This is a genomic window from Rhodoferax sp., assembly GCF_030653815.1.
GTDB lineage: Bacteria > Pseudomonadota > Gammaproteobacteria > Burkholderiales > Burkholderiaceae_C > Rhodoferax.
The window spans coordinates 18,496-38,662 of record NZ_JAURYQ010000036.1 but is presented as its reverse complement, the minus strand read 5'-3'; the positions used below and the strand labels follow the sequence as shown (position 1 = coordinate 38,662).

The 20,167-nt window shown below is 61.0% G+C and carries 20 protein-coding genes; all 20 read right to left on the bottom strand.

Going from position 1 to position 20,167, the window contains the following annotated elements:
- Window positions 1-107 precede the first annotated feature (107 nt).
- Window positions 108-464, bottom strand: a complete 357-nt coding sequence (locus tag Q7U49_RS11815; protein ID WP_304764466.1) for a RidA family protein — start codon at window positions 462-464, stop codon at window positions 108-110.
- 209 nt (window positions 465-673) lie between these two features.
- Window positions 674-1,990, bottom strand: a complete 1,317-nt coding sequence (hisD, locus tag Q7U49_RS11810) for a histidinol dehydrogenase (RefSeq protein WP_304764465.1) — start codon at window positions 1,988-1,990, stop codon at window positions 674-676.
- Between the two features lie 16 nt (window positions 1,991-2,006).
- Window positions 2,007-2,645 (bottom strand): ATP phosphoribosyltransferase, encoded by a 639-nt coding sequence (gene hisG / locus Q7U49_RS11805; RefSeq protein ID WP_304764464.1) that lies wholly within the window; start codon window positions 2,643-2,645, stop codon window positions 2,007-2,009.
- Window positions 2,642-3,919, bottom strand: coding sequence for a UDP-N-acetylglucosamine 1-carboxyvinyltransferase (murA, locus tag Q7U49_RS11800; protein WP_304764463.1), 1,278 nt, complete (start codon window positions 3,917-3,919; stop codon window positions 2,642-2,644). The genes hisG and murA overlap by 4 nt, the downstream gene beginning before the upstream one ends.
- 3 nt (window positions 3,920-3,922) lie before the next feature.
- Window positions 3,923-4,165: a BolA family protein gene (locus Q7U49_RS11795; protein ID WP_304764462.1), complete on the bottom strand. Its 243-nt coding sequence runs from the start codon at window positions 4,163-4,165 to the stop codon at window positions 3,923-3,925.
- Window positions 4,166-4,192: 27 nt separating this feature from the next.
- Complete coding sequence (locus Q7U49_RS11790) at window positions 4,193-4,948, bottom strand: ABC transporter permease (protein ID WP_304764461.1); 756 nt, start codon at window positions 4,946-4,948, stop codon at window positions 4,193-4,195.
- A complete protein-coding gene (locus Q7U49_RS11785; protein ID WP_304764460.1) occupies window positions 4,945-5,886 on the bottom strand; it encodes an ABC transporter ATP-binding protein in 942 nt (313 codons plus the stop codon). The genes Q7U49_RS11790 and Q7U49_RS11785 overlap by 4 nt, the downstream gene beginning before the upstream one ends.
- A 24-nt stretch (window positions 5,887-5,910) precedes the next feature.
- Window positions 5,911-6,183: a lipid asymmetry maintenance protein MlaB gene (locus tag Q7U49_RS11780; protein ID WP_304764459.1), complete on the bottom strand. Its 273-nt coding sequence runs from the start codon at window positions 6,181-6,183 to the stop codon at window positions 5,911-5,913.
- Window position 6,184: 1 nt separating this feature from the next.
- A complete protein-coding gene (locus Q7U49_RS11775; protein ID WP_304764458.1) occupies window positions 6,185-6,841 on the bottom strand; it encodes a phospholipid-binding protein MlaC in 657 nt (218 codons plus the stop codon).
- A gap of 20 nt (window positions 6,842-6,861) precedes the next feature.
- Window positions 6,862-7,593 (bottom strand): VacJ family lipoprotein, encoded by a 732-nt coding sequence (locus Q7U49_RS11770; protein WP_304764457.1) that lies wholly within the window; start codon window positions 7,591-7,593, stop codon window positions 6,862-6,864.
- Between the two features lie 32 nt (window positions 7,594-7,625).
- On the bottom strand, window positions 7,626-8,111 hold the full coding sequence (mlaD, locus tag Q7U49_RS11765; protein ID WP_304764456.1) for an outer membrane lipid asymmetry maintenance protein MlaD: 486 nt from the start codon (window positions 8,109-8,111) through the stop codon (window positions 7,626-7,628).
- Between the two features lie 14 nt (window positions 8,112-8,125).
- Window positions 8,126-8,908, bottom strand: a complete 783-nt coding sequence (gene mlaE / locus Q7U49_RS11760) for a lipid asymmetry maintenance ABC transporter permease subunit MlaE (protein WP_304764455.1) — start codon at window positions 8,906-8,908, stop codon at window positions 8,126-8,128.
- Window positions 8,905-9,723, bottom strand: coding sequence for an ABC transporter ATP-binding protein (locus Q7U49_RS11755; RefSeq protein ID WP_304764454.1), 819 nt, complete (start codon window positions 9,721-9,723; stop codon window positions 8,905-8,907). The genes mlaE and Q7U49_RS11755 overlap by 4 nt, the downstream gene beginning before the upstream one ends.
- A 90-nt stretch (window positions 9,724-9,813) precedes the next feature.
- Entirely contained in the window at window positions 9,814-11,280 is a 1,467-nt protein-coding gene (locus Q7U49_RS11750) for a glutamate synthase subunit beta (protein ID WP_304764453.1), read from the bottom strand.
- Window positions 11,281-11,313: 33 nt separating this feature from the next.
- Window positions 11,314-16,053 carry a glutamate synthase-related protein gene (locus tag Q7U49_RS11745; RefSeq protein WP_304764452.1) on the bottom strand — a complete coding sequence of 1,580 codons (4,740 nt, stop codon included), beginning with the start codon at window positions 16,051-16,053 and terminating at the stop codon, window positions 11,314-11,316.
- A gap of 163 nt (window positions 16,054-16,216) precedes the next feature.
- The gene (locus Q7U49_RS11740; RefSeq protein WP_304764451.1) at window positions 16,217-16,930 is read right to left on the bottom strand and encodes a transposase; all 714 of its coding nucleotides are present in this window, start codon (window positions 16,928-16,930) and stop codon (window positions 16,217-16,219) included.
- Between the two features lie 14 nt (window positions 16,931-16,944).
- Window positions 16,945-17,412: a hypothetical protein gene (locus Q7U49_RS11735; RefSeq protein ID WP_304764450.1), complete on the bottom strand. Its 468-nt coding sequence runs from the start codon at window positions 17,410-17,412 to the stop codon at window positions 16,945-16,947.
- 20 nt (window positions 17,413-17,432) lie between these two features.
- Window positions 17,433-18,386, bottom strand: a complete 954-nt coding sequence (locus Q7U49_RS11730) for an SAM-dependent methyltransferase (RefSeq protein ID WP_304764449.1) — start codon at window positions 18,384-18,386, stop codon at window positions 17,433-17,435.
- Complete coding sequence (locus Q7U49_RS11725; protein ID WP_304764448.1) at window positions 18,383-18,934, bottom strand: DUF1415 domain-containing protein; 552 nt, start codon at window positions 18,932-18,934, stop codon at window positions 18,383-18,385. The genes Q7U49_RS11730 and Q7U49_RS11725 overlap by 4 nt, the downstream gene beginning before the upstream one ends.
- A gap of 37 nt (window positions 18,935-18,971) precedes the next feature.
- Window positions 18,972-20,159, bottom strand: a complete 1,188-nt coding sequence (locus Q7U49_RS11720; protein WP_304764447.1) for a deoxyguanosinetriphosphate triphosphohydrolase — start codon at window positions 20,157-20,159, stop codon at window positions 18,972-18,974.
- Between the last annotated feature and the right edge of the window lie 8 nt (window positions 20,160-20,167).

Below are 20,167 nucleotides of genomic sequence, written 5' to 3'. Positions count from 1 at the left end.
GTTGAGTCCCTGAGATACTTGGCTTACCCGGAAGCTGACCATGGCGAACGACCCTTTACGCTGCGGACCTGACCTTGCAGGGGCTCGCCCACCACAGCAGTTTTCTGTTACAGCGGCGAGGCCGCGGTGAACGCGATCTCCAGCAGGTAGTCGGGGCTGGCCATTTCGGCGCTGACGCACACGCGGGCCGGGGCGCAGCCTTGGGGCAGCCATTCGGCCCACAAGGCGTTGAAGGCGGCACGATCCGCCATGTGCTTGAGGTAAATGGTGGCCATGAGCAGGCGGGCTTTGTCCGACCCCACTTTGATCAGCGTAACTTCGGCCTGTGCCAGCAGGGCGCGGGTCTGGCTTTCAATGTCGGTGCCGGTGTCGGGCACTTCCACAAAAAAGGCGGTGTGGCCGTGCACCACGGCGTCGGACCATTGGGCTTGGGGGTTGATGCGCGTGATGCTGGATTCTGGCATGGGTGTACTGCTGTGGGTCAAAACACCGCACAGTGTACGGGCGCGCCCCTGGCGTTTTGGTGCAGTCTTGCATGCTTTTCTTTGCTTCCACTTGCCATGCTGCGCTCCTGACATGCCTGACGATGCCAAGCCCCGGAGTTTTTTCTTCCTCGCTCCAGTTCAACCCGTCCCCTGCCACCCTGATACGCAATCAAAGAAACCTGGCAGTCTCAGCGCAGCCGCATCTCCGCCGCCCGCGCATGCGCCTGCAAACCTTCACCACGCGCCAGCACCGACGCAATCTGGCCCAGGGTCTGGGCACCGGCTTCGCTGACTTCGATCAGGCTGCTGCGCTTCTGAAAGTCATAGACCCCCAGCGGCGATGAAAAGCGCGCGGTGCCGCTGGTGGGCAGCACGTGGTTGGGGCCGGCGCAGTAGTCGCCCAGCGACTCGCTGGTGTAGGCGCCCAGGAAAATGGCACCGGCATGTTTGAGCAAAGGCTCCCAGCGGTGCGGGTCGCGGCTGGACACTTCCAGGTGCTCCGGCGCAATCCGGTTGCTGATGTCGCAGGCTTCTTCCATGCTGCGCGTCAAAATCAAGGCGCCGCGGTCGGTGAGCGACTTGGCAATGATCTGCTGTCGGGGCATCTCGGGCAGCAAACGATTGATGCTCATCTGCACCTGCTCAAGGTAGTCCGCGTCGGGACACAGCAAGATGCTTTGCGCCAGTTCGTCGTGCTCGGCCTGTGAAAAAAGATCCATGGCCACCCAGTCCGCCGGCGTGGAGCCGTCAGCCAGTACCAGGATCTCGCTGGGGCCAGCGATCATGTCGATGCCCACCGTGCCAAACACGCGGCGCTTGGCGGCGGCCACATAGGCATTGCCCGGGCCGGTGATTTTGTCGACCTTGGGAATGGTGGCCGTGCCGTAAGCCAGCGCAGCCACCGCCTGGGCGCCACCGATGGTGAAGGCGCGGCTGACACCGGCCACATAGGCGGCGGCCAGTACCAGGGCATTCTTTTCACCCTTGGGCGTGGGCACCACCATGATGATCTCGGCCACACCCGCCACGTGCGCCGGAATGGCGTTCATCAGCACGCTGCTCGGGTAGGCGGCCTTGCCACCGGGCACGTAAATGCCGACCCGGTCCAGCGGCGTGACTTTTTGGCCCAGCAGGGTGCCATCGGAATCGCGGTAGCTCCAGCTCTCGCCGCTGGCCTTGCGCTGGGCTTCGTGGTAACTGCGCACGCGCGCTGCGGCGGCTTGCAAGGCTTCGCGCTGCACCACGGGCAAGCCATCAAAAGCGACCTTGAGCTCGGCCTGGGTCAGTTCCAGTTCGGCCATGCTGTCAACCTGCAGGCCGTCAAAACGCGCGGTGTAGTCCAGCACGGCGGCATCGCCACGCACCTGCACATCACGCAGGATGTCCGCCACCCGCTGCTCGATGCCGGCATCGGTTTCTGCCGACCAGTGCAGGCGCGCCTTGAACTCAGCCTCAAAGGTGCTGCTGGCGGTTGACAGGCGGACGGGCGTGGCGAGGGGTGACATGACGTTCATTGCAGATTTATTTGCCGAGGGCGGAGGCGAACGCATCAATGATGCGGCGAATGGGAGCCTGCTTGAGCTTGAGGGCGGCCTGGTTGACCACCAGGCGCGAACTGATGTCCATGATGTGTTCGACCTCAACCAGGTGGTTGGCCTTGAGGGTGTTGCCGGTCGAGACCAGGTCGACGATGGCATCGGCCATGCCCACCAGCGGTGCCAGCTCCATGCTGCCGTAGAGCTTGATCAAGTCCACGTGCACGCCCTTGGTGGCAAAAAAGTCGCGCGAAATCGCGACGTATTTGGTGGCCACGGTCAGGCGCGAGCCTTTTTTGACCGCACTCTTATAGTCAAAATCCGAGCGCACCGCCACGCTGATGCGGCACTTGGCAATTTGCAGGTCGAGCGGCTGGTACAGGCCCTCACTGCCATGCTCGAGCAGCGTGTCCTTGCCCGTGATGCCAAGGTCGGCGCCGCCGTACTGGACATAGGTGGGCACGTCGGTGGCGCGCACCACCAGCACGCGCACATCGGGCTGGTTGGTGGTGAGGATCAGTTTGCGCGATTTCTCCGGGTCTTCCAGCACCTCGATGCCGGCGGCTTTGAGCAGCGGCAGGGTTTCTTCAAAAATGCGTCCTTTGGACAGGGCCAGCGTGATCATGACTTGACTCTTTCGATGTCGGCGCCCAGGCCGCGCAGCTTGGTTTCCATCTGGTCGTAACCCCGGTCAAGGTGGTAGATGCGGTCCACCAGGGTTTCGCCTTCGGCCACCAGGCCGGCAATCACCAGGCTGGCCGATGCGCGCATGTCGGTGGCCATCACGGTGGCGCCGGACAAGACGCGCACGCCTTCCACCATGGCCACTTTGCCGTCGATCTGGATGTTGGCGCCCAGACGCACCAACTCGTTGACGTGCATGAAGCGGTTCTCGAAAATGGTTTCGGTCACCAGCGACGAGCCCTTGGCCACGGTGTTGAGCGCCATGAACTGGGCCTGCATGTCGGTCGGAAAGCCAGGGTATTCGGTGGTGCGGAAATGCTGCGCCTTGAGCTGAGCCGCACCGCCCGACTGCACCCGGATGCCATCGGGCACCTTGGTCACGGTGACCCCGGCGTCACGCAATTTTTCCACCACGGCTTCCAGGTGCTCGATGCGGGCATGCTGCACCACCACGTCGCCACCGGCAGCGGCCACGGCACACAAAAAGGTACCGGCTTCGATGCGGTCGGCCACCACCCGATGCGTACAACCATGCAGGGCATCCACCCCTTGGATGACAATGCGGCTCGTGCCATGGCCTTCAATGCGGGCGCCCATCTGGATCAGCATCTCGGCGAGGTCAGGAATCTCGGGTTCCTGGGCGGCGTTTTCCAGAATGGTCTCGCCCTCGGCCAGCACGGCGGCCATCATGAAGTTCTCGGTACCGGTGACGGTGACCATGTCGGTGGCAATGCGCGCGCCCTTGAGGCGCGTGCGCCCAGCAGCCAGCTTGGCCACCATGTAACCATGCTCGACGGCAATCTCGGCACCCATGGCGGTCAGGCCCTTGATGTGCTGGTCGACCGGGCGTGAGCCGATGGCGCAGCCCCCGGGCAGCGACACGCGGGCGTGGCCAAAACGGGCCAGCAAGGGCCCCAGCACCAGCACCGAGGCGCGCATGGTCTTGACCAGCTCGTACGGGGCTTCCGGAGTGATGGGCCCGGCAGCAGAAAAGCTCATGCCGCCGCGCTCACCGTGGGTCTGGGTCTGCACCCCCATGTGGCCGAGCAACTTGCGCATGGTCGCCACATCCTGCAGACGCGGCACGTTCAGCAGCTTGACTGGCTCGGGCGTCAGCAGGGTGGCGCAGAGCTCGGGCAAAGCGGCATTTTTTGCACCCGAGACGGTGACCGTACCGTTAAGCTGACGGCCACCGCGAATGAGTAATTTATCCATGGATCAGACCGGTTGTGCCGCCCATTCGGCGGGCGTGAAGGCTTTGATCGACAAGGCATGAACTTCGTCGGTTTTCATCTTGTCACCCAGGCAGGCATAGACCCGCTGATGGCGTGCAATGGCGCGTTTGCCATCGAACTCAGGTGACACCACGACCGCATACCAGTGGCGGCCATCGCCCTCAAGCGTGAGGTAGTCACACGCCAGGCTGGCGGCAATGAGTTGTTTGATTTGGTCAGCAGTCATTGGTTTACTTTCTTGAAACTGTCGTCATTACGAGCGGATTTTGTAGCCCATGCGCAGCAGCAGCAGCGCCCACACCCCCACGCCTGCTGTGGCTGCGCCCACCACGCCCAGACTGACCCAGGGGGAGACATCGCTGACGCCAAAGAAGCCATAACGGAAGCCGTCGATCATGTAGAAGAACGGGTTGAAATGGCTCACGGTCTGCCAGAAAGGCGGCAGGGAGTGGATAGAGTAAAAAACACCACTCAGAAAGGTCATGGGCATCACCACAAAGTTCTGGAAAGCGGCCATCTGGTCAAATTTTTCCGACCACAAGCCCGCCACCACGCCCAGCGAGCCCATCAGGGCCGCGCCCAGCACCGCAAACAACAGCGCCCAGAGCGGCTGCGCCAGAGGGGGTACGGCAAACAACAAGGACACAGCGAGCACGCCCAGACTCACCACCAGGCCGCGCACCACGGCCGCGCCGACATAGGCCACAAACCAGTGCCAGGCAGACAGGGGCGTCAGCAGCAAAAACACCAGGTTGCCCATGACCTTGCTGGCGACCAGCGACGACGAACTGTTGGCAAAGGCATTTTGCAGCAGGCTCATCATGGCCAGGCCCGGGATCAGGAAGGCGGTGTAGCTGACGTTGTCGTAGACCTTGACGTGCGACTCCAGCGCCTGACCAAAGACCAGCAGGTAAAGCAATGCGGTCAGGATCGGGCCGGTGATGGTTTGCGCAGCCACCCGCCAGAAGCGCAGCACCTCTTTGTAAAGAAGCATTTGCCAGCCGATCATGCGGGGCTCCTGTCGTCGCGTCCGGGATGTTGTTGCATCACTTTTAAAAAGACGTCTTCGAGGTCGGGGCGACGAATCTCGATGTCTTGCACCTGCAGGCCCGCCTGGCGGATTTGTGCCAAGTGCTGCTCGACAGCAGCGGCATCTTTGGCAGGCAATTGCACCACCCGCCCGGTGACACGTGCCAGGCCGGCCAGCTTGGGCGGCAGCTCGCCATCCACCGTGCAGCGCAACACGTTGCCGGATGCCGCGCTGAGCAGCGCGCTGGTGCTGTCCAGCGCCACCACCTTGCCGGTTTTCAGCATGGCAATGCGGTTGCACAGGGCTTCGGCTTCTTCGAGGTAATGGGTGGTCAACAAAACGGTGTGCCCCTGTTTGTTGAGCTTGGCAATAAAGTGCCAGAGCGTCTGACGCAACTCCACGTCGACCCCGGCGGTGGGCTCGTCCAGCACGATGACGGGCGGCTTGTGCACCAGCGCCAGCGCCACCAGCACCCTGCGTTTCATGCCGCCCGAGAGTGCCCGCATGTTGACCTTGGCCTTGTCGGCGAGCCCGAGGTTGTCAAGCAATTCATCAACCCAGGCGGCGTTGCCTTTCACACCGAAATAACCCGACTGGAACAGCAGCGCTTCGCGCACGTTGAAAAAAGGGTCGAACACCAACTCTTGCGGCACCACGCCCAAGGCACGGCGGGCTGCGGCAAAGTCGGTCTGCACGTCGTGTCCCATGACGCTGACACGCCCGGAACTGGCCTTGGCCAGACCGGCCAGAATAGTGATCAGCGTGGTCTTGCCGGCCCCATTGGGACCGAGCAGGCCAAAAAACTCGCCCTCCTCAACGTCCAGACTCACATTGTCAAGCGCGAGAAAGGTGCCGGCCTGGGGGCCGCGTGGGGAAGGAAAGCTTTTGGAGACAGACTGGAATGAGATGGCGGGCATGGGGCCGCTATTTTAGCGAGGCCATCAAGCCTTCGAGGGCAAGAGCTCTGCGATGCCGTACAAATCAGCCAGATCCTGGAGGCGCTGCGACACGTCACGGAGGGCAAAGGTCTTGCCCATTTTGAGCGCCTGGCGGCGCAGTTCCAGCAACAGGGCCAAAGCCGCCGAGTCAAAGCGGGTCAAGCGCGCCGCATCGACCACCACGTCAGACGCACCCTCTTGGGCCAGCTCTTTGGTCAAAGCCGCCAGACAAGCCACCGTGTTGGCCTGCGTGATCGCTTCGGGCAATACCAGCATGTCAACCTTTGGCCGGCTTCGCGTTGGCCGCCGCGTTGGACTTGTTGCGCTCGCTCAGAGTGGCGATCAGACCGTCAAGCCCCTTGGCGTTGATTTCCTGCGCGAACTGGCTGCGGTAGGTGTCCACCAGCCAAACGCCAAGCACATTGAGGTTGTAAATTTTCCAGCCTGCGCCCACACCCGGTGTTTTTTCGAGCCGGTAGTCCAATTGCACAGGGTCCCCGCGGCCGGTGATCAGGGTGCGCACAATGACCTCCTTGTCGTCGGCTGCAGCGCGCAGGGGCTTGACATTGAAACTCAGGTTCTTGGCCTGGCTCATGGCACCGGCATAGGTGCGCACCAGCAGGGTCTTGAATTCAGCCTCCAGGCGCTTGCGTTGCTCGGGGCTGGCCTGGCGCCAGGCGGGACCCACGGCAGAGGCGGTCATGCGCTGGAAGTTCAGGTGCGGCATGACTTTCTCATCGACCAAGGCGATGATGCGCGACACGTCACCAGCCTGTACCGCCTTGTCGGCCTGGATAGTGTCAAGCGCCTCCTTGGTCAGCCGGTTGATGAGCGCATCGGGGGCTTCGTCGGCGGCCTGCACGGGCAGCGCCACCAGCAGGGACAGGCTGGCAGTGAGCGCCAGCAGCCATTGGTTGAATAAACGTTTTTTCATAGTCACTGATTCCAAAAAAATTACTTGGCTGAATCGCCATTGACCGAATCAACAGGCTCGGCATCATCCGGCGGATAGCCGTCGTAAACATCATTTTGACGCCCTTGCAAAAAAGCGTCACGGGTAAATGTGTAGGGATCCAGCGCCACCTGATCGAGGATGCTGGTGGCTTCGAGCAAGCGGGCACGCCGATTCAACAAACCCAGCGCCGTGAGCGAATTGCGTGTGGACACGTCACTCACGCCCGAGACCAGATTGCCCTGGGCATCCACCGGCAAGGCCGCGGTGTCACGCAGCGTGGAAGGCCCGAGCAGCGGCAACACCAGATAGGGGCCGGCACCCACCCCCCAATGACCCAGTGTCTGGCCAAAATCTTCGCTGTGACGCTCGATCTGCATTTCGGAAGCAATGTCGAGCAGGCCGCCCAAACCCAGGAAGGTGTTGACACTGAAACGCATCAGGCTGTTGCCCGCCGCTTCACCCTTGAGCTGAAGGCCGTTGTTCACAAAAGACCAGGCATCCTGCAGGTTGGCAAAAAAATTGGTCACGCCGGTACGCACTGGTGACGGCAGCACGTCGCGGTAGGCCGTGGCCACCGGCTTCACGACAGCCCGATCAACCGTGTCATTGAACCGGTACATGCTCCGATTGAAGGGCTCCAGCGGGTCACGCGAATTGGCATTGGGGCCCGAAGCACAGCCGCTCAGCATAAAGATGGCCAACACGAGGAGGGCCCATGAACTGCGCCTCATCGTGCCACCGGATTGATTGCAAAAATATCTCATTATTTTCCCTGACCGTCATTGCCTGCCGCTGGTTCCGCGGCTTTACTGAATAAAAACTGACTGATAAGATTTTCCAGCACAACCGCAGACTGGGTGCTGGAGATGGTATCCCCTGCTACCAGGTTGTTGTCGTCGGCCCCGGGCTCGATGCCCAAGTATTGTTCACCAAGCAAACCGCTGGTGAGGATTTTGAGTGAACTGTCCTTGGGGAACACATACTGGCTTTCCAGCGCAAGTGTGACCACCGCCTGAAAGGATTTGTCATCAAAGGCGATGTTTTCCACCCGCCCGACCACGACCCCGGCGCTGCGCACTGCCGCCTTGGGCTTGACGCCACCCACGTTGTCGAATTTGGCCTTGACCTGGTAGGTTTTCTGGAAACTCAAGCTCAGCAGATTGGCCGACTGGAGCGCCAGAAACAAAATGGCGACCGCACCAATGAGCACGAAAAGGCCCACCCAGACATCATTTTTTGAACGTTGCATAAAACTTATTCTCTTTAAATCGTAAACATCATGGCCGTCAGAATGAAATCCAGCCCCAGCACAGAAAGCGACGCCACCACCACGGTGCGCGTGGTGGCGCTGGCCACACCTTCGGGCGTGGCTTGCGCCTCAAAACCCTGCAGCAGCGCAATGAAGGTCACGGTGAAGCCAAACACAATGCTTTTGATGATGCCGTTGCCCACGTCCTTCCAGACATCCACACCGCCCTGGATCTGGCTCCAGAAGGAACCGGTGTCAACCCCGATCATGAGCACGCCCACCACCCAGCCGCCAATGATGCCCATGGCACTGAACACCGCCGCCAACAAGGGCATGGCAATGACACCAGCCCAGAAACGCGGCGCCAGGACGCGTTGCACCGGATCGACCGCCATCATTTCCATCACGCTGATCTGTTCGCCCGCCTTCATCAGGCCAATCTCGGCGGTGAGCGAGGTGCCGGCGCGCCCGGCAAACAGCAGCGCGGTGACCACTGGACCAAGTTCGCGCACCAGGCTGAGCGCCACCAGCAGACCCAGCGCTTCAGAAGAACCGTAGCGTTGCAAGGTGTAGTAGCCCTGCAAACCAAAGACAAAGCCGACAAACAGGCCCGACACCGCAATGATGGCCAGCGAGTAATTGCCCAAAAAATGAATCTGGTCACGAATCAGGCCAAAGCGCCTGAAGCTCCCGAAAAACGTGGACAGCAGCCGTACAAAAAGGCGGGCGCCCAAGCCCAGGTCGGCCAACTGACTACGCGCGGCCAGACCAATATCAGCAGGTTTGTACCAACTCATGCGCAAGCCTCCACACCAAAATCTTCGGCCACCGACGGGCCAGGGTAATGAAAACGCACCGGCCCGTCAGACAAGGCATTGACGTACTGGTAGACCAGCGGATCAGCACTCTGGCGCACCTGCTCGGGCGTTCCCTCCATGGCCACCTTGCCGTTGGCCAGGATGATCACGTGGTCCGCAATGGTGAAGGTTTGCTCCAGCTCATGCGAGACAAAGACGCTGGTCAGCCCCATCGAGTCGTTGAGCTGACGAATCAAACGCGCCGCGGTCCCGAGAGAAATGGGGTCGAGACCAGAAAAAGGCTCGTCATACATCACCAATTCAGGATCAAGCGCAATGGCACGCGCCAACGCAATGCGCCGCGCCATGCCGCCCGACAAATCACTCGGCATCAAGTCAAAGGCACCGCGCAGGCCCACGGCGTTGAGCTTCATCAGCACGATGTCCCGAATCAGCGGCTCAGGCAAATTGGTGTGCTCGCGCAGCGAAAATGCAACGTTGTCAAACACCGACAGGTCAGCAAACAGGGCGCCGAACTGGAACAGCATGCCCATGCGGCGGCGCACGGCGTAAATCTGGGCCTGGTTCATGGGCGTCACGTCCTGCCCGTCAAACAGCGCCTGGCCTGATTGGGCCCGGTTTTGCCCACTCATCAGGCGCAACAAAGTGGTTTTGCCGCCGCCCGAGGCGCCCATGAGCGCCGTCACCTTGCCGCGTGGAATCGACAGGGAAACCTTGTCCAGGATCACCCGCTCTCCGTACCCGAAGGTGAGATTGCGTAGTTCGACCAGCGCGTCTGAGGAAAATAAAGCCATAAATAAATAGAAAGGCCGGGCATTCCCGGCGCTTCCATCATAAGGGAATACACCTAGGCTCGCACTCCAGCCACCCTTTTGACCTCCGGATCAACGTGGCAGATCGCTGTAACCCATCAGGAATTCATCGATCGAACGGGCGGCCTGGCGGCCCTCACGGATGGCCCACACCACCAGGCTCTGGCCGCGGCGCATGTCACCGGCAGCAAACACCTTGGCCACATTGGTGGCATAGCCGCCGGTGAAGTCGGTGCTGGCACGGGCATTGCCGCGGTTGTCTTTGTCAATCCCAAAGGCGTCGAGCACCGTGGCCACCGGGTTGACAAAACCCATGGCCAGCAACACCAGGTCGGCCTTGTAGGTTTTCTCAGAACCGGGGATTTCCACCATCTTGCCGTCCTTGAGCTCGATGTGCACGGTTTTCAGTCCGGTCAGTTTGCCTTTTTCACCGATGAATTCCTTGGTGGAAATGGCGAACTCGCGCACGCAGCCTTCGTCGTGGCTGGAGCTGGTGCGCAGCTTCATGGGCCAGTAGGGCCAGGTCAGCGGCCGATTTTCTTCTTCGGGGGGCTGGGGCATGACCTCGAACTGGGTCACGCTGACCGCACCATGGCGGTTGCTGGTGCCCACGCAGTCGGAACCCGTGTCGCCTCCGCCAATCACGATGACGTGCTTGCCGTCGGCGCGCAACTGGTTCTTGAGCTTGTCGCCCGCATTGACCTTGTTTTGTTGCGGCAGGAATTCCATTGCGAAATAAATGCCGTCCAGGTCACGCCCGGGCACGGGCAGGTCACGCGACTGCTCGGAGCCGCCGGTCAGCAACACGGCGTCAAAGTCGGTCTGCAACTGGGCGGGTGAAATGGTTTCCTTGGCCCAGTTGGTCACTTTGGACCCCTTGGGCAGATCACCGACCAGCACGCTCGTGCGAATCGTCACACCTTCCGCCTTGAGCTGCTCGACCCGGCGGTCAATGTGCGTTTTTTCCATCTTGAAGTCGGGGATGCCGTAACGCAGCAAGCCACCGACACGGTCATTTTTCTCGAACAGGGTCACGTCGTGGCCGACGCGCGCCAGCTGCTGCGCCGCCGCCATGCCGGCCGGCCCTGATCCGACCACAGCCACTTTTTTGCCGGTCTTGATCTTGGCGGGCTGGGGCGTGACCCAACCGTGCTCCCATGCGCGGTCGATGATGGCGTGTTCGATCGACTTGATGCCGACGGCGTCGTCATTCACGTTCAGCGTGCAGGCCGCTTCGCACGGTGCCGGACAGATGCGCCCGGTGAACTCGGGGAAGTTGTTGGTGCTGTGCAGCACCTCAATGGCTTCTTTCCAGTCCCCCTGGTACACCAGGTCATTGAAGTCCGGAATGATGTTGTTGACCGGGCAACCGCTGTTGCAGAACGGCGTGCCGCAGTCCATGCAGCGCGCGGCCTGCTTGATTGCGGCCTCGTCGTTCAAGCCGATGACAAATTCCTTGTAATTTTTCAGGCGCTCGGGGACAGGCTTGTAGCCCTCTTCGAGACGCTCGTATTCCATGAAACCGGTAACTTTTCCCATGATATTTTTCCTTGATCGATGGTCCGTGTCGCGTTACTTGGCCGCGACCGCTTTGACTTCTTTTTGACTCGCGGCTTGCGCCCGATCCACCTTGGCTTGAGCCCCTTTTTTGGCATGCAGCTCGCCCAGTGCCCGCTTGTACTCGATGGGGAATACCTTGACAAACTTGAGCCGCGACGTCTCCCAGTTGTCGAGCAGTTCGCGGGCCCGGCGGCTGCCGGTCCAGCGGTTGTGGTCGGCCAGCATCTGCTTGAGCTGCTCTTCGTCGCTCAAGCCGCGATGCCACAGGCTGGCGTCCAGCGCTTCTTGCTGTTCGGCCGTGGTCAGCACTTTCTCCAGCTTCACCATGGCTGTGTTGCAGCGTTTGGCAAACTTGCCGTCTTCGTCATACACATAAGCAATGCCGCCGCTCATGCCGGCGGCAAAGTTGCGCCCGGTCACGCCCAGCACCGCCACGGTGCCGCCCGTCATGTACTCGCAGCCATGGTCGCCCGTGCCTTCCACCACAGCGCGGGCCCCTGACAGACGCACGGCAAAACGCTCACCGGCAACGCCGCTGAAGAAGGCTTCGCCGCTGGTGGCACCGAACATCACGGTGTTGCCAACAATGGTGTTTTTGACCGCGTCACCACGGAAATCGATACTGGGGCGCACCACCACGCGGCCGCCGCTGAGGCCCTTGCCGGTGTAGTCGTTGGCGTCGCCAATCATGTAAAGCGTGATGCCGCGTGCCAGGAAGGCACCAAAGGACTGGCCGCCGGTGCCCTCCAACTGAATGCGGATGGTGTCATCAGGCAGGCCTTCGGGGTGCACCTGGGTGACCGCGCCCGAGAGCATGGCGCCCACCGAGCGGTTCACATTTCGCGCCACCTCGATGAATTGCACACGCTCACCCTTGTCAATGGCAGCACGGCTCTTGGCTATGAGCACGTTGTCGAGCGCCTTGTCGAGGCCGTGGTCCTGCTCCTCGAACTGGAAGCGCGGCACATCGGCGGGCACATTGGGCTGGGCAAACAGGCGGCTGAAGTCCAGGCCGCTGGCTTTCCAGTGGTCCAGGCCGGGGCGCGTGTCGAGCAAGTCAGAGCGGCCAATCATGTCGTCAAATTTGCGGATACCCAGCTGCGCCATGATCTGGCGCACTTCTTCGGCAATGAAGAAGAAATAGTTCACCACATGCTCAGGCTTGCCGGAGAACTTGGCGCGCAACAGCGGGTCCTGGGTGGCCACACCCACCGGGCAGGTGTTGAGGTGGCACTTGCGCATCATGATGCAGCCTTCCACCACCAGCGGCGCGGTGGCAAAGCCAAACTCGTCAGCGCCCAGCAACGCGCCGATGGCGACGTCGCGGCCGGTTTTCATCTGGCCGTCGGCCTGCACCCGGATGCGGCTGCGCAGGCGGTTGAGCACCAGCGTTTGCTGGGTTTCAGCCAGGCCGATTTCCCACGGGCTGCCGGCGTGTTTGATGGACGACCAGGGCGAAGCGCCGGTGCCGCCGTCATGGCCGGCAATCACCACATGGTCGGCCTTGCACTTGGCCACGCCGGCGGCAATGGTGCCAACGCCAATTTCGCTCACCAGCTTGACGCTGATGCCGGCCTTAGGGGCGACATTTTTCAGATCGTGAATCAGCTGTGCCAGGTCTTCGATGGAATAAATGTCGTGGTGCGGCGGCGGCGAGATCAAACCGACACCGGGCACCGAGTGGCGCAAGCGGCCAATGTACTCGGACACCTTGGCGCCGGGCAGCTGACCGCCCTCGCCCGGCTTGGCGCCTTGCGCCATCTTGATCTGGATCTGGTCGGCGCTGCCCAGGTATTCGGCCGTGACGCCAAAGCGGCCCGAGGCCACCTGCTTGATGCGCGAACGCATGGAGTCACCATCCTGCAAAGGGTAATCGACCTCGAACAGGTCTTTGCCCAACAGGTCCGACATGGTCTGGCCCTGCTTGATCGGGATGCCTTTGAGCTCGTTGCGGTAGCGCAAGGGGTCTTCACCGCCCTCGCCGGTGTTGCTCTTGCCGCCGATGCGGTTCATGGCAATGGCCAGCGTGGCATGGGCTTCGGTGGAGATCGAACCGAGCGACATGGCGCCGGTGGCAAAGCGCTTGACGATCTCCTTGGCGGGCTCGACCTCGTCCAGCGGGATCGCCCGGGCGGGATCAATCTTGAACTCGAACAGGCCGCGCAGCGTCATGTGGCGCTTGCTCTGGTCATTGATGAGCTGCGCGTATTCCTTGTAGGTGTTCCAGTTGTTGGCGCGTGTGCTGTGCTGCAGCTTGGCGATCGCATCAGGCGTCCACATGTGCTCTTCACCACGGGCGCGCCAGGCGTACTCACCGCCGGCGTCCAGGCGGTTGGCCAGCACCGGATCGGCGCCATAAGCGGCCTTGTGCATGCGAATGGCTTCTTCGGCAATCTGGAACACGCCAATGCCCTCGACACGGCTGGGGGTACCAGTGAAGTATTTGTCGATGGTGTCGGTGGACAGGCCAATGGCCTCGAACAACTGCGCGCCGCAGTAACTCATGTAGGTCGACACGCCCATCTTGGACATGATCTTGGACAGGCCCTTGCCGACCGCCTTGACGTAGTTGTAAATGGCCTTGTCGGCGCTCAAATCGCCGGGCAGGTCCTTGCAGATGCTGGCCAGGGTTTCCATGGCGAGGTAGGGGTGGATGGCCTCGGCGCCGTAACCCGCGAGCACACCAAAGTGGTGCACTTCGCGCGCAGTGCCGGTTTCAACCACCAGGCCGGCCGTGGTGCGCAAGCCCTCGCGCACCAGGTGCTGGTGAATGGCCGACAACGCCAGCAAGGCGGGAATGGCGACCTGGGTCGCGCTCATGCCACGGTCGCTGATGATCAGGATGTTGTTGCCGTTCTTGATGGCATCGACTGCCTCGGCGCACAGCGAGGCCAGCTTGGCCTCGACCCCTTCACGGCCCCAGCTCAAGGGGTAGGTGATGTCGATGGTGTAGCTGTGGAACTTGCCATGGGTGTGTTTGGCAATGTCGCGCAGCTTGGCCATGTCGGCAAAGTTGAGCACCGGCTGGCTCACCTCCAGGCGCATCGGCGGATTGACCTGGTTGATGTCGAGCAGGTTGGGTTTGGGACCAACGAAGGACACCAGGCTCATCACGATGGCTTCGCGAATCGGGTCGATCGGCGGGTTGGTCACCTGGGCGAACAACTGCTTGAAGTAGTTGTACAGCGGCTTGTTCTTGTCGCTCAGCACCGCCAGCGGGCTGTCGTTGCCCATGGAACCAATCGCTTCTTCGCCATTGGCCGCCATCGGGGCGATCAAAAACTTGAGGTCTTCCTGGGTGAAGCCAAAGGCTTGCTGGCGGTCGAGCAAGGTGCTCTCGGACTCGGACGCGCTGGCGGGTTCGCCACCACCCTGCACGTCGTCCAGACGAATGCGCAGGTTCTCGATCCACTGCTTGTAAGGCTTGCCGTTGGCCAGCGTGGCCTTGAGCTCGTCGTCATCCACCATGCGGCCCTGCTCCAGGTCGATCATGAACATCTTGCCAGGCTGCAGACGCCACTTGCGCACAATCTTGCTTTCGGGGAAAGGCAGTACACCGGACTCGGAAGCCATCACCACCAGGTCGTCGTCGGTGATGCAGTAACGCGACGGACGCAAGCCATTGCGGTCCAGCGTGGCGCCAATCTGGCGGCCATCGGTGAAAACAATGCTGGCCGGACCGTCCCAGGGCTCGAGCATGGCGGCGTGGTATTCATAAAAAGCGCGGCGGCGCTCGTCCATGCTGGTGTGGTTTTCCCAGGGTTCCGGGATCATCATCATCACCGCCTGGCTGATCGGGTAACCGGCCATGGTCAGCAATTCCAGGCAGTTGTCGAAGGTGGCGGTGTCGGACTGGGTGGGAAAACTGATGGGGTAGAGCTTTTGCAGGTCGGCGCCCAGCACCGGCGAGCTCATCACGCCTTCGCGCGCCTTCATCCAGTTGTAGTTGCCCTTGACGGTGTTGATCTCGCCGTTGTGCGCCACATAACGGTAGGGATGGGCCAGCGGCCACTCGGGGAAGGTGTTGGTGGAAAAACGCTGGTGTACCAGCCCCAGCGCAGACACGCAACGCGGGTCTTTGAGGTCAAGGTAATAGGTGCCGACCTGGTCGGCCAGCAGCAGACCCTTGTAAATAACCGTGCGGCTCGACATGCTGGGCACGTAATACTCTTTGCTGTGCTTGAGCTTGAGTGCCATGATGTGTTTGCTGGCGCATTTGCGGATCACATAAAGCTTGCGCTCAAGCGCGTCCTGCACGATCACGTCATTGCCCCGACCGATGAAGATCTGGCGCAGGATGGGTTCTTTTTTGCGCACATTGGGCGACATCGGCATGTCACGATCCACTGGCACATCGCGCCAGCCCAACAGCACCTGGCCTTCGGCCTGCACCGCACGCTCCAGCTCCTGCTCGCAAGCCTGGCGGCTGGCGTGTTCCTTGGGCAAAAACACCATGCCCACGCCGTACTCACCGGGAGGCGGCAGGGTCACGCCCTGCGCAGCCATTTCTTCACGGTAGAGCGCATCGGGCAGCTGAATCAGAATACCGGCACCGTCGCCCATGAGTTTGTCGGCGCCCACCGCGCCCCGGTGGTCGAGGTTCTCAAGAATCTTGAGCGCGTTTTTGACGATGTCGTGCGACTTGACGCCCTTGATGTGGGCCACAAAACCAACCCCGCAAGCATCGTGCTCTTGCGCTGCTGAATACAAACCCTTGTCCTGGAGATGCTTGATCTCGGCTGCCGTCGTCATGGGAGCGCTCCTGTAAATTTCAAAGATAAAGACTTTACCGCAATGCAGCATTTATGCCAAACAAAATAATAGGGGTCAGATTCCAATTATTTTCCGAAAACTCATATTTCAATTTAATTGGGGACATATCAAAATTAAGAGCATTGAGGGTATATTTTTTCGATTATTCAGGCTGTTTTTGGTTTGGCTTGTTCACTGAAAATGGCCTGCCAGGCGCTGCTTTGGCCACACGTCGCTCGGTACTCTTTTGCAAATCTGCCACAAAATCGGCTTCTCCCAAGGCCCAGCCGCTCAACGTCGCCTGCGTGATGGCCGCCTGTTGCACCGGACTGATGCCGCCTTGCACCAATTCGGCGTAGGCTGCTTCACGGGCAAAAGGCGTGTTGCCCAACTCCCAAAGCAGCGCATGCGGCGTGATCAAACGGTCAACGCGCACACCCAGGTAATGCAGATAACTCGACCAGGGATAGTCTTGCGGCTGCACCACCAGGCCAGCGCGCACTGGATTGAGATCAATGTAGGCCATGCAGGCCAGCAAATAACGGTCGGTCTGAATCAGGGTGGATTTGTAGCGCCCTTCCCACAAGGTGCCGCTGCGCTTTTGCGCGTCGTTGAAATAGCGCACATAGCTGCGCCCCACCGCCTGCATCATTTTGGGCAAACCATCTGCAGTTTTGGGTGTTGCCAGCAAATGGAAATGGTTGCTCATCAGCACATAGGCATGCACAGCCACGTCGAACTTTTTGGCATTTTCTTCGAGCAGGTCGAGCAGCCGCTGATAGTCGGCTGTGGTGGTGAAAATGGCCTGCTTGTTGTTGCCGCGCTGAATCACATGATACGGGTAGCCAGGCAAGGTGAGACGGGGTTGGCGGGCCATGGAAGCGGGTCAGCTTATCTCGGGGCCTTGGCAATGCGGACCTTGCCGCCCGTGGTGACCAGGATGACCGCGTCGCCGGGCATCAAGGTTTGCTCACCTTTGGCTTGCACCACCGCACGACGCTCACCCCCTTTGAGTTGCACCAGAACCTCCACGGCATCCTCACGCGTGGCCATGCGCTCGATGGCGTTGCCAGCCACAGCACCCGCCACGCCCACCAGCAGGCCAATCACATTACTCTCTGCACTGGAGCCGCCACGCGTGGCACCCGCAACGGCGCCAGTGACACCACCCACCGCCGCCCCGACGCCGCTTTGGCTGCCATCCACGACCACATTGCGCACCGACAACACCACCCCGTCCTGGACTTGGGACAGGCGCTGGGCATCGCCACGCTGGATCACGTCAGGGCTGTTGCTGGCACAGGCCACCAACAGGCTGACGGATAAGGCCAAAAACCCGTTTTGCATCGTTCGTTTCATGGCAAATTCCTTTGTTAATGTCACATGGGTGCCTCGGCGCCAGGGTCAGACTGCCGCTCAGGCGCTTGACTTGAATTGTCAGGCAAGGCTGTAAAGCGGGTGTGAAGCAGGTCTGTCAAACCAAACTCGTCCAGCAGGGCGCGCAAGCGTTGCGCCGATGCCACCTTCTTGTGACCGGTATGGCGCGCAATGATGAGCTCGTTTTTCATGCTGTGCTCCCAGCCCACGAGTTCGGTCACCGTGACCTGGTAGCCACAAGCCTCCAGGTACAGGCAGCGCAGCACGTTGGTAATCTGGCTACCCAGCTCACGGGTGTGCAAGGGGTGGCGCCACAACTCGGACAAAGGCGTGCGTGACAGCGACAGCGCCTTGTGCTGGCTCAGCACTCGCGCCACTTCGGCTTGGCAACAGGGCACCAGCACCATGAAATGCGCCTGTTTTTGCAGGCCAAAGGCCATCGCGTCGTCGGTGGCGGTGTCGCAGGCGTGCAGCGCGGTGACGATGTCAATGCGCGCGGGCAACTGGTCGGACTGCGCTGAATCGGCCACCGTCAGGTTCAAAAACGACATGCGATCAAACCCCAACTGCCGCGCCAGGGCCTGGGACTTCTGCACCAATTCAGGCCGGGTTTCGATGCCGTAAATGTGCCCCTTGGCCTGCGCCTTGAAAAACAAATCGTACAAAATGAAGCCCAGGTAGGATTTGCCCGCGCCATGGTCGGCCAGCGTGACGCCCGGCGTGCTGCCAGGCTTGTCGCTCAACTCAAGCAGCAGCTTCTCGATGAACTGGTAGAGGTGGTAGACCTGCTTGAGCTTGCGCCGGGAGTCCTGGTTGAGCTTGCCGTCCCGCGTCAGGATGTGCAGTTCCTTGAGCAATTCGATCGATTGACCGGGACGGATCTCATCGACCAACGAAGCAGGACCGTGCGATGGCGCCTTGGACGAGCGACTGTTGTCTGTCTTTTGCTTTTTCATGACGTGCGCCCTACTTTCAAAGCCGCCCAGCCTTCGGGGCCCAACTGCTCCAAGGTTTTCATATTGACCTCAAAAATCGACTCAGGGTCAGGGAAGGCCGCGACCGCGCGGTCGATGCTGTCTTCACGCAGCAGGTGCAGCGTCGGATAAGGCGAACGGTTGGTGTAATTGGTGATGTCATCGGCGCGTGTACCTGCAAACTGGTAGCCAGGGTGCAGCGATGCGATTTGCAGCACCCCGTCAAGGTCCAGGTCAGCCAGCACCCCGTCCGCCTGCGCCAGAAAGTCATTGAAGTCCAGAAAGTCTTGCAGACAGTCTGGCGCGATCAATAGCGTGGTGTCGCGCAGTTTGGCGTCCAGGGCCACCAACGCCTTGAGTTCGGCACGCAAACCCTCAAGCAACTCTGGGGCTGCGGTGGCGCGACTGACGGCGTAATGCACCTGCCCCTTGACGTGCACGCTTTTGGCAAAGGGGCACAGGTTGAGGCCAATCACGGCACGCTCGAGCCAGGCTTGGGTGTCAGCGATCACAAGATCATCAGAGTTCATAGGAATCTTTCCATTTATTGGAGTCGCGTAATCGCGCCTAAGATGACTCAAACAACAGCCGCTGGCCCGTTAGTCGTTGGTGTTCGCGCAGCGCAAAGCGGTCGGTCATCCCGGCGATGTAGTCCGCAACAATCCGAGCCAGGGCGCGCTCGGAAACCGGCTCGTTCTCCAGCGCAGCCGCCAGCCGGCGCTGATGGCTCTCAGGCATGTGATCGGGCTGCGCCAGGTAACGCCCAAACAAATCACGCACCACCTGCTGCGCCTGGCCCGTGGTATCCAGCACGCGCGGATGGCGGTACAGCTTGTCCAGCAAAAAGCGCTTCAACATCTGCGACTGCTCGCGCATGGCCGCGCTGAATTGAATCAAGGGCGGCAAATGACGTACCGCATCGACGGTGCCGGGCGCTGCAAGCTGCAGGGCGGCCTGGGTGGCCTGAATCACGTCGTAGACCTGCGCACTCAACATGCGGCGGATCGACTCGTACAGCAGACGCCGCCCCTGCGCCTTGTCCTGCAAATGCGGAAATTCCGCCAGCGTCTGGCGCCTGTGGTCATCAAACAGCGGAACTTGCTGCAACTGCGCCAGCGTGATCAGCCCGGAACGCACGCCGTCGTCAATGTCGTGCGCGTTGTAGGCAATTTCATCGGCCAAATTGCACAACTGGGCTTCCAGGCTGGGCTGGACACGGTTCAAAAAGCGATGGCCGACACCCCCCGGATCAAAGCGTTCAAGTTGCTCAGCATGCACGCGCGAGCAGTGCTTGAGGATGCCTTCGCGGGTTTCGAACGTCAGGTTGAGGCCGTCAAACTCGGGGTAACGCTCTTCCAGATGGTCGACCACGCGCAGGCTTTGCAGGTTGTGCTCGAAGCCGCCATGGTTGGCCATGCAGACATTGAGCGCGTCCTGACCGGCGTGGCCAAAGGGCGTGTGGCCCAAGTCGTGCGCCAGCGCGATGGCTTCCACCAGGTCTTCGTTGAGCGAAAGTGAGCGCGCCACCGAGCGTCCGAGCTGCGCCACCTCCAGCGAATGCGTCAGACGAGTGCGAAACAGATCGCCCTCGTGGTTAAGAAAAACCTGGGTCTTGTAAACCAGGCGCCGAAACGCCGTGCTGTGCACAATGCGGTCGCGGTCACGTTGGTAGTCGGTGCGGGTGGGTGCCGGCGCCTGAGCATAGCGCCGCCCGCGCGTCTTGCCCGGGTCGCAGGCGTAGGGGGCCAGCGTCATGTGGCGGG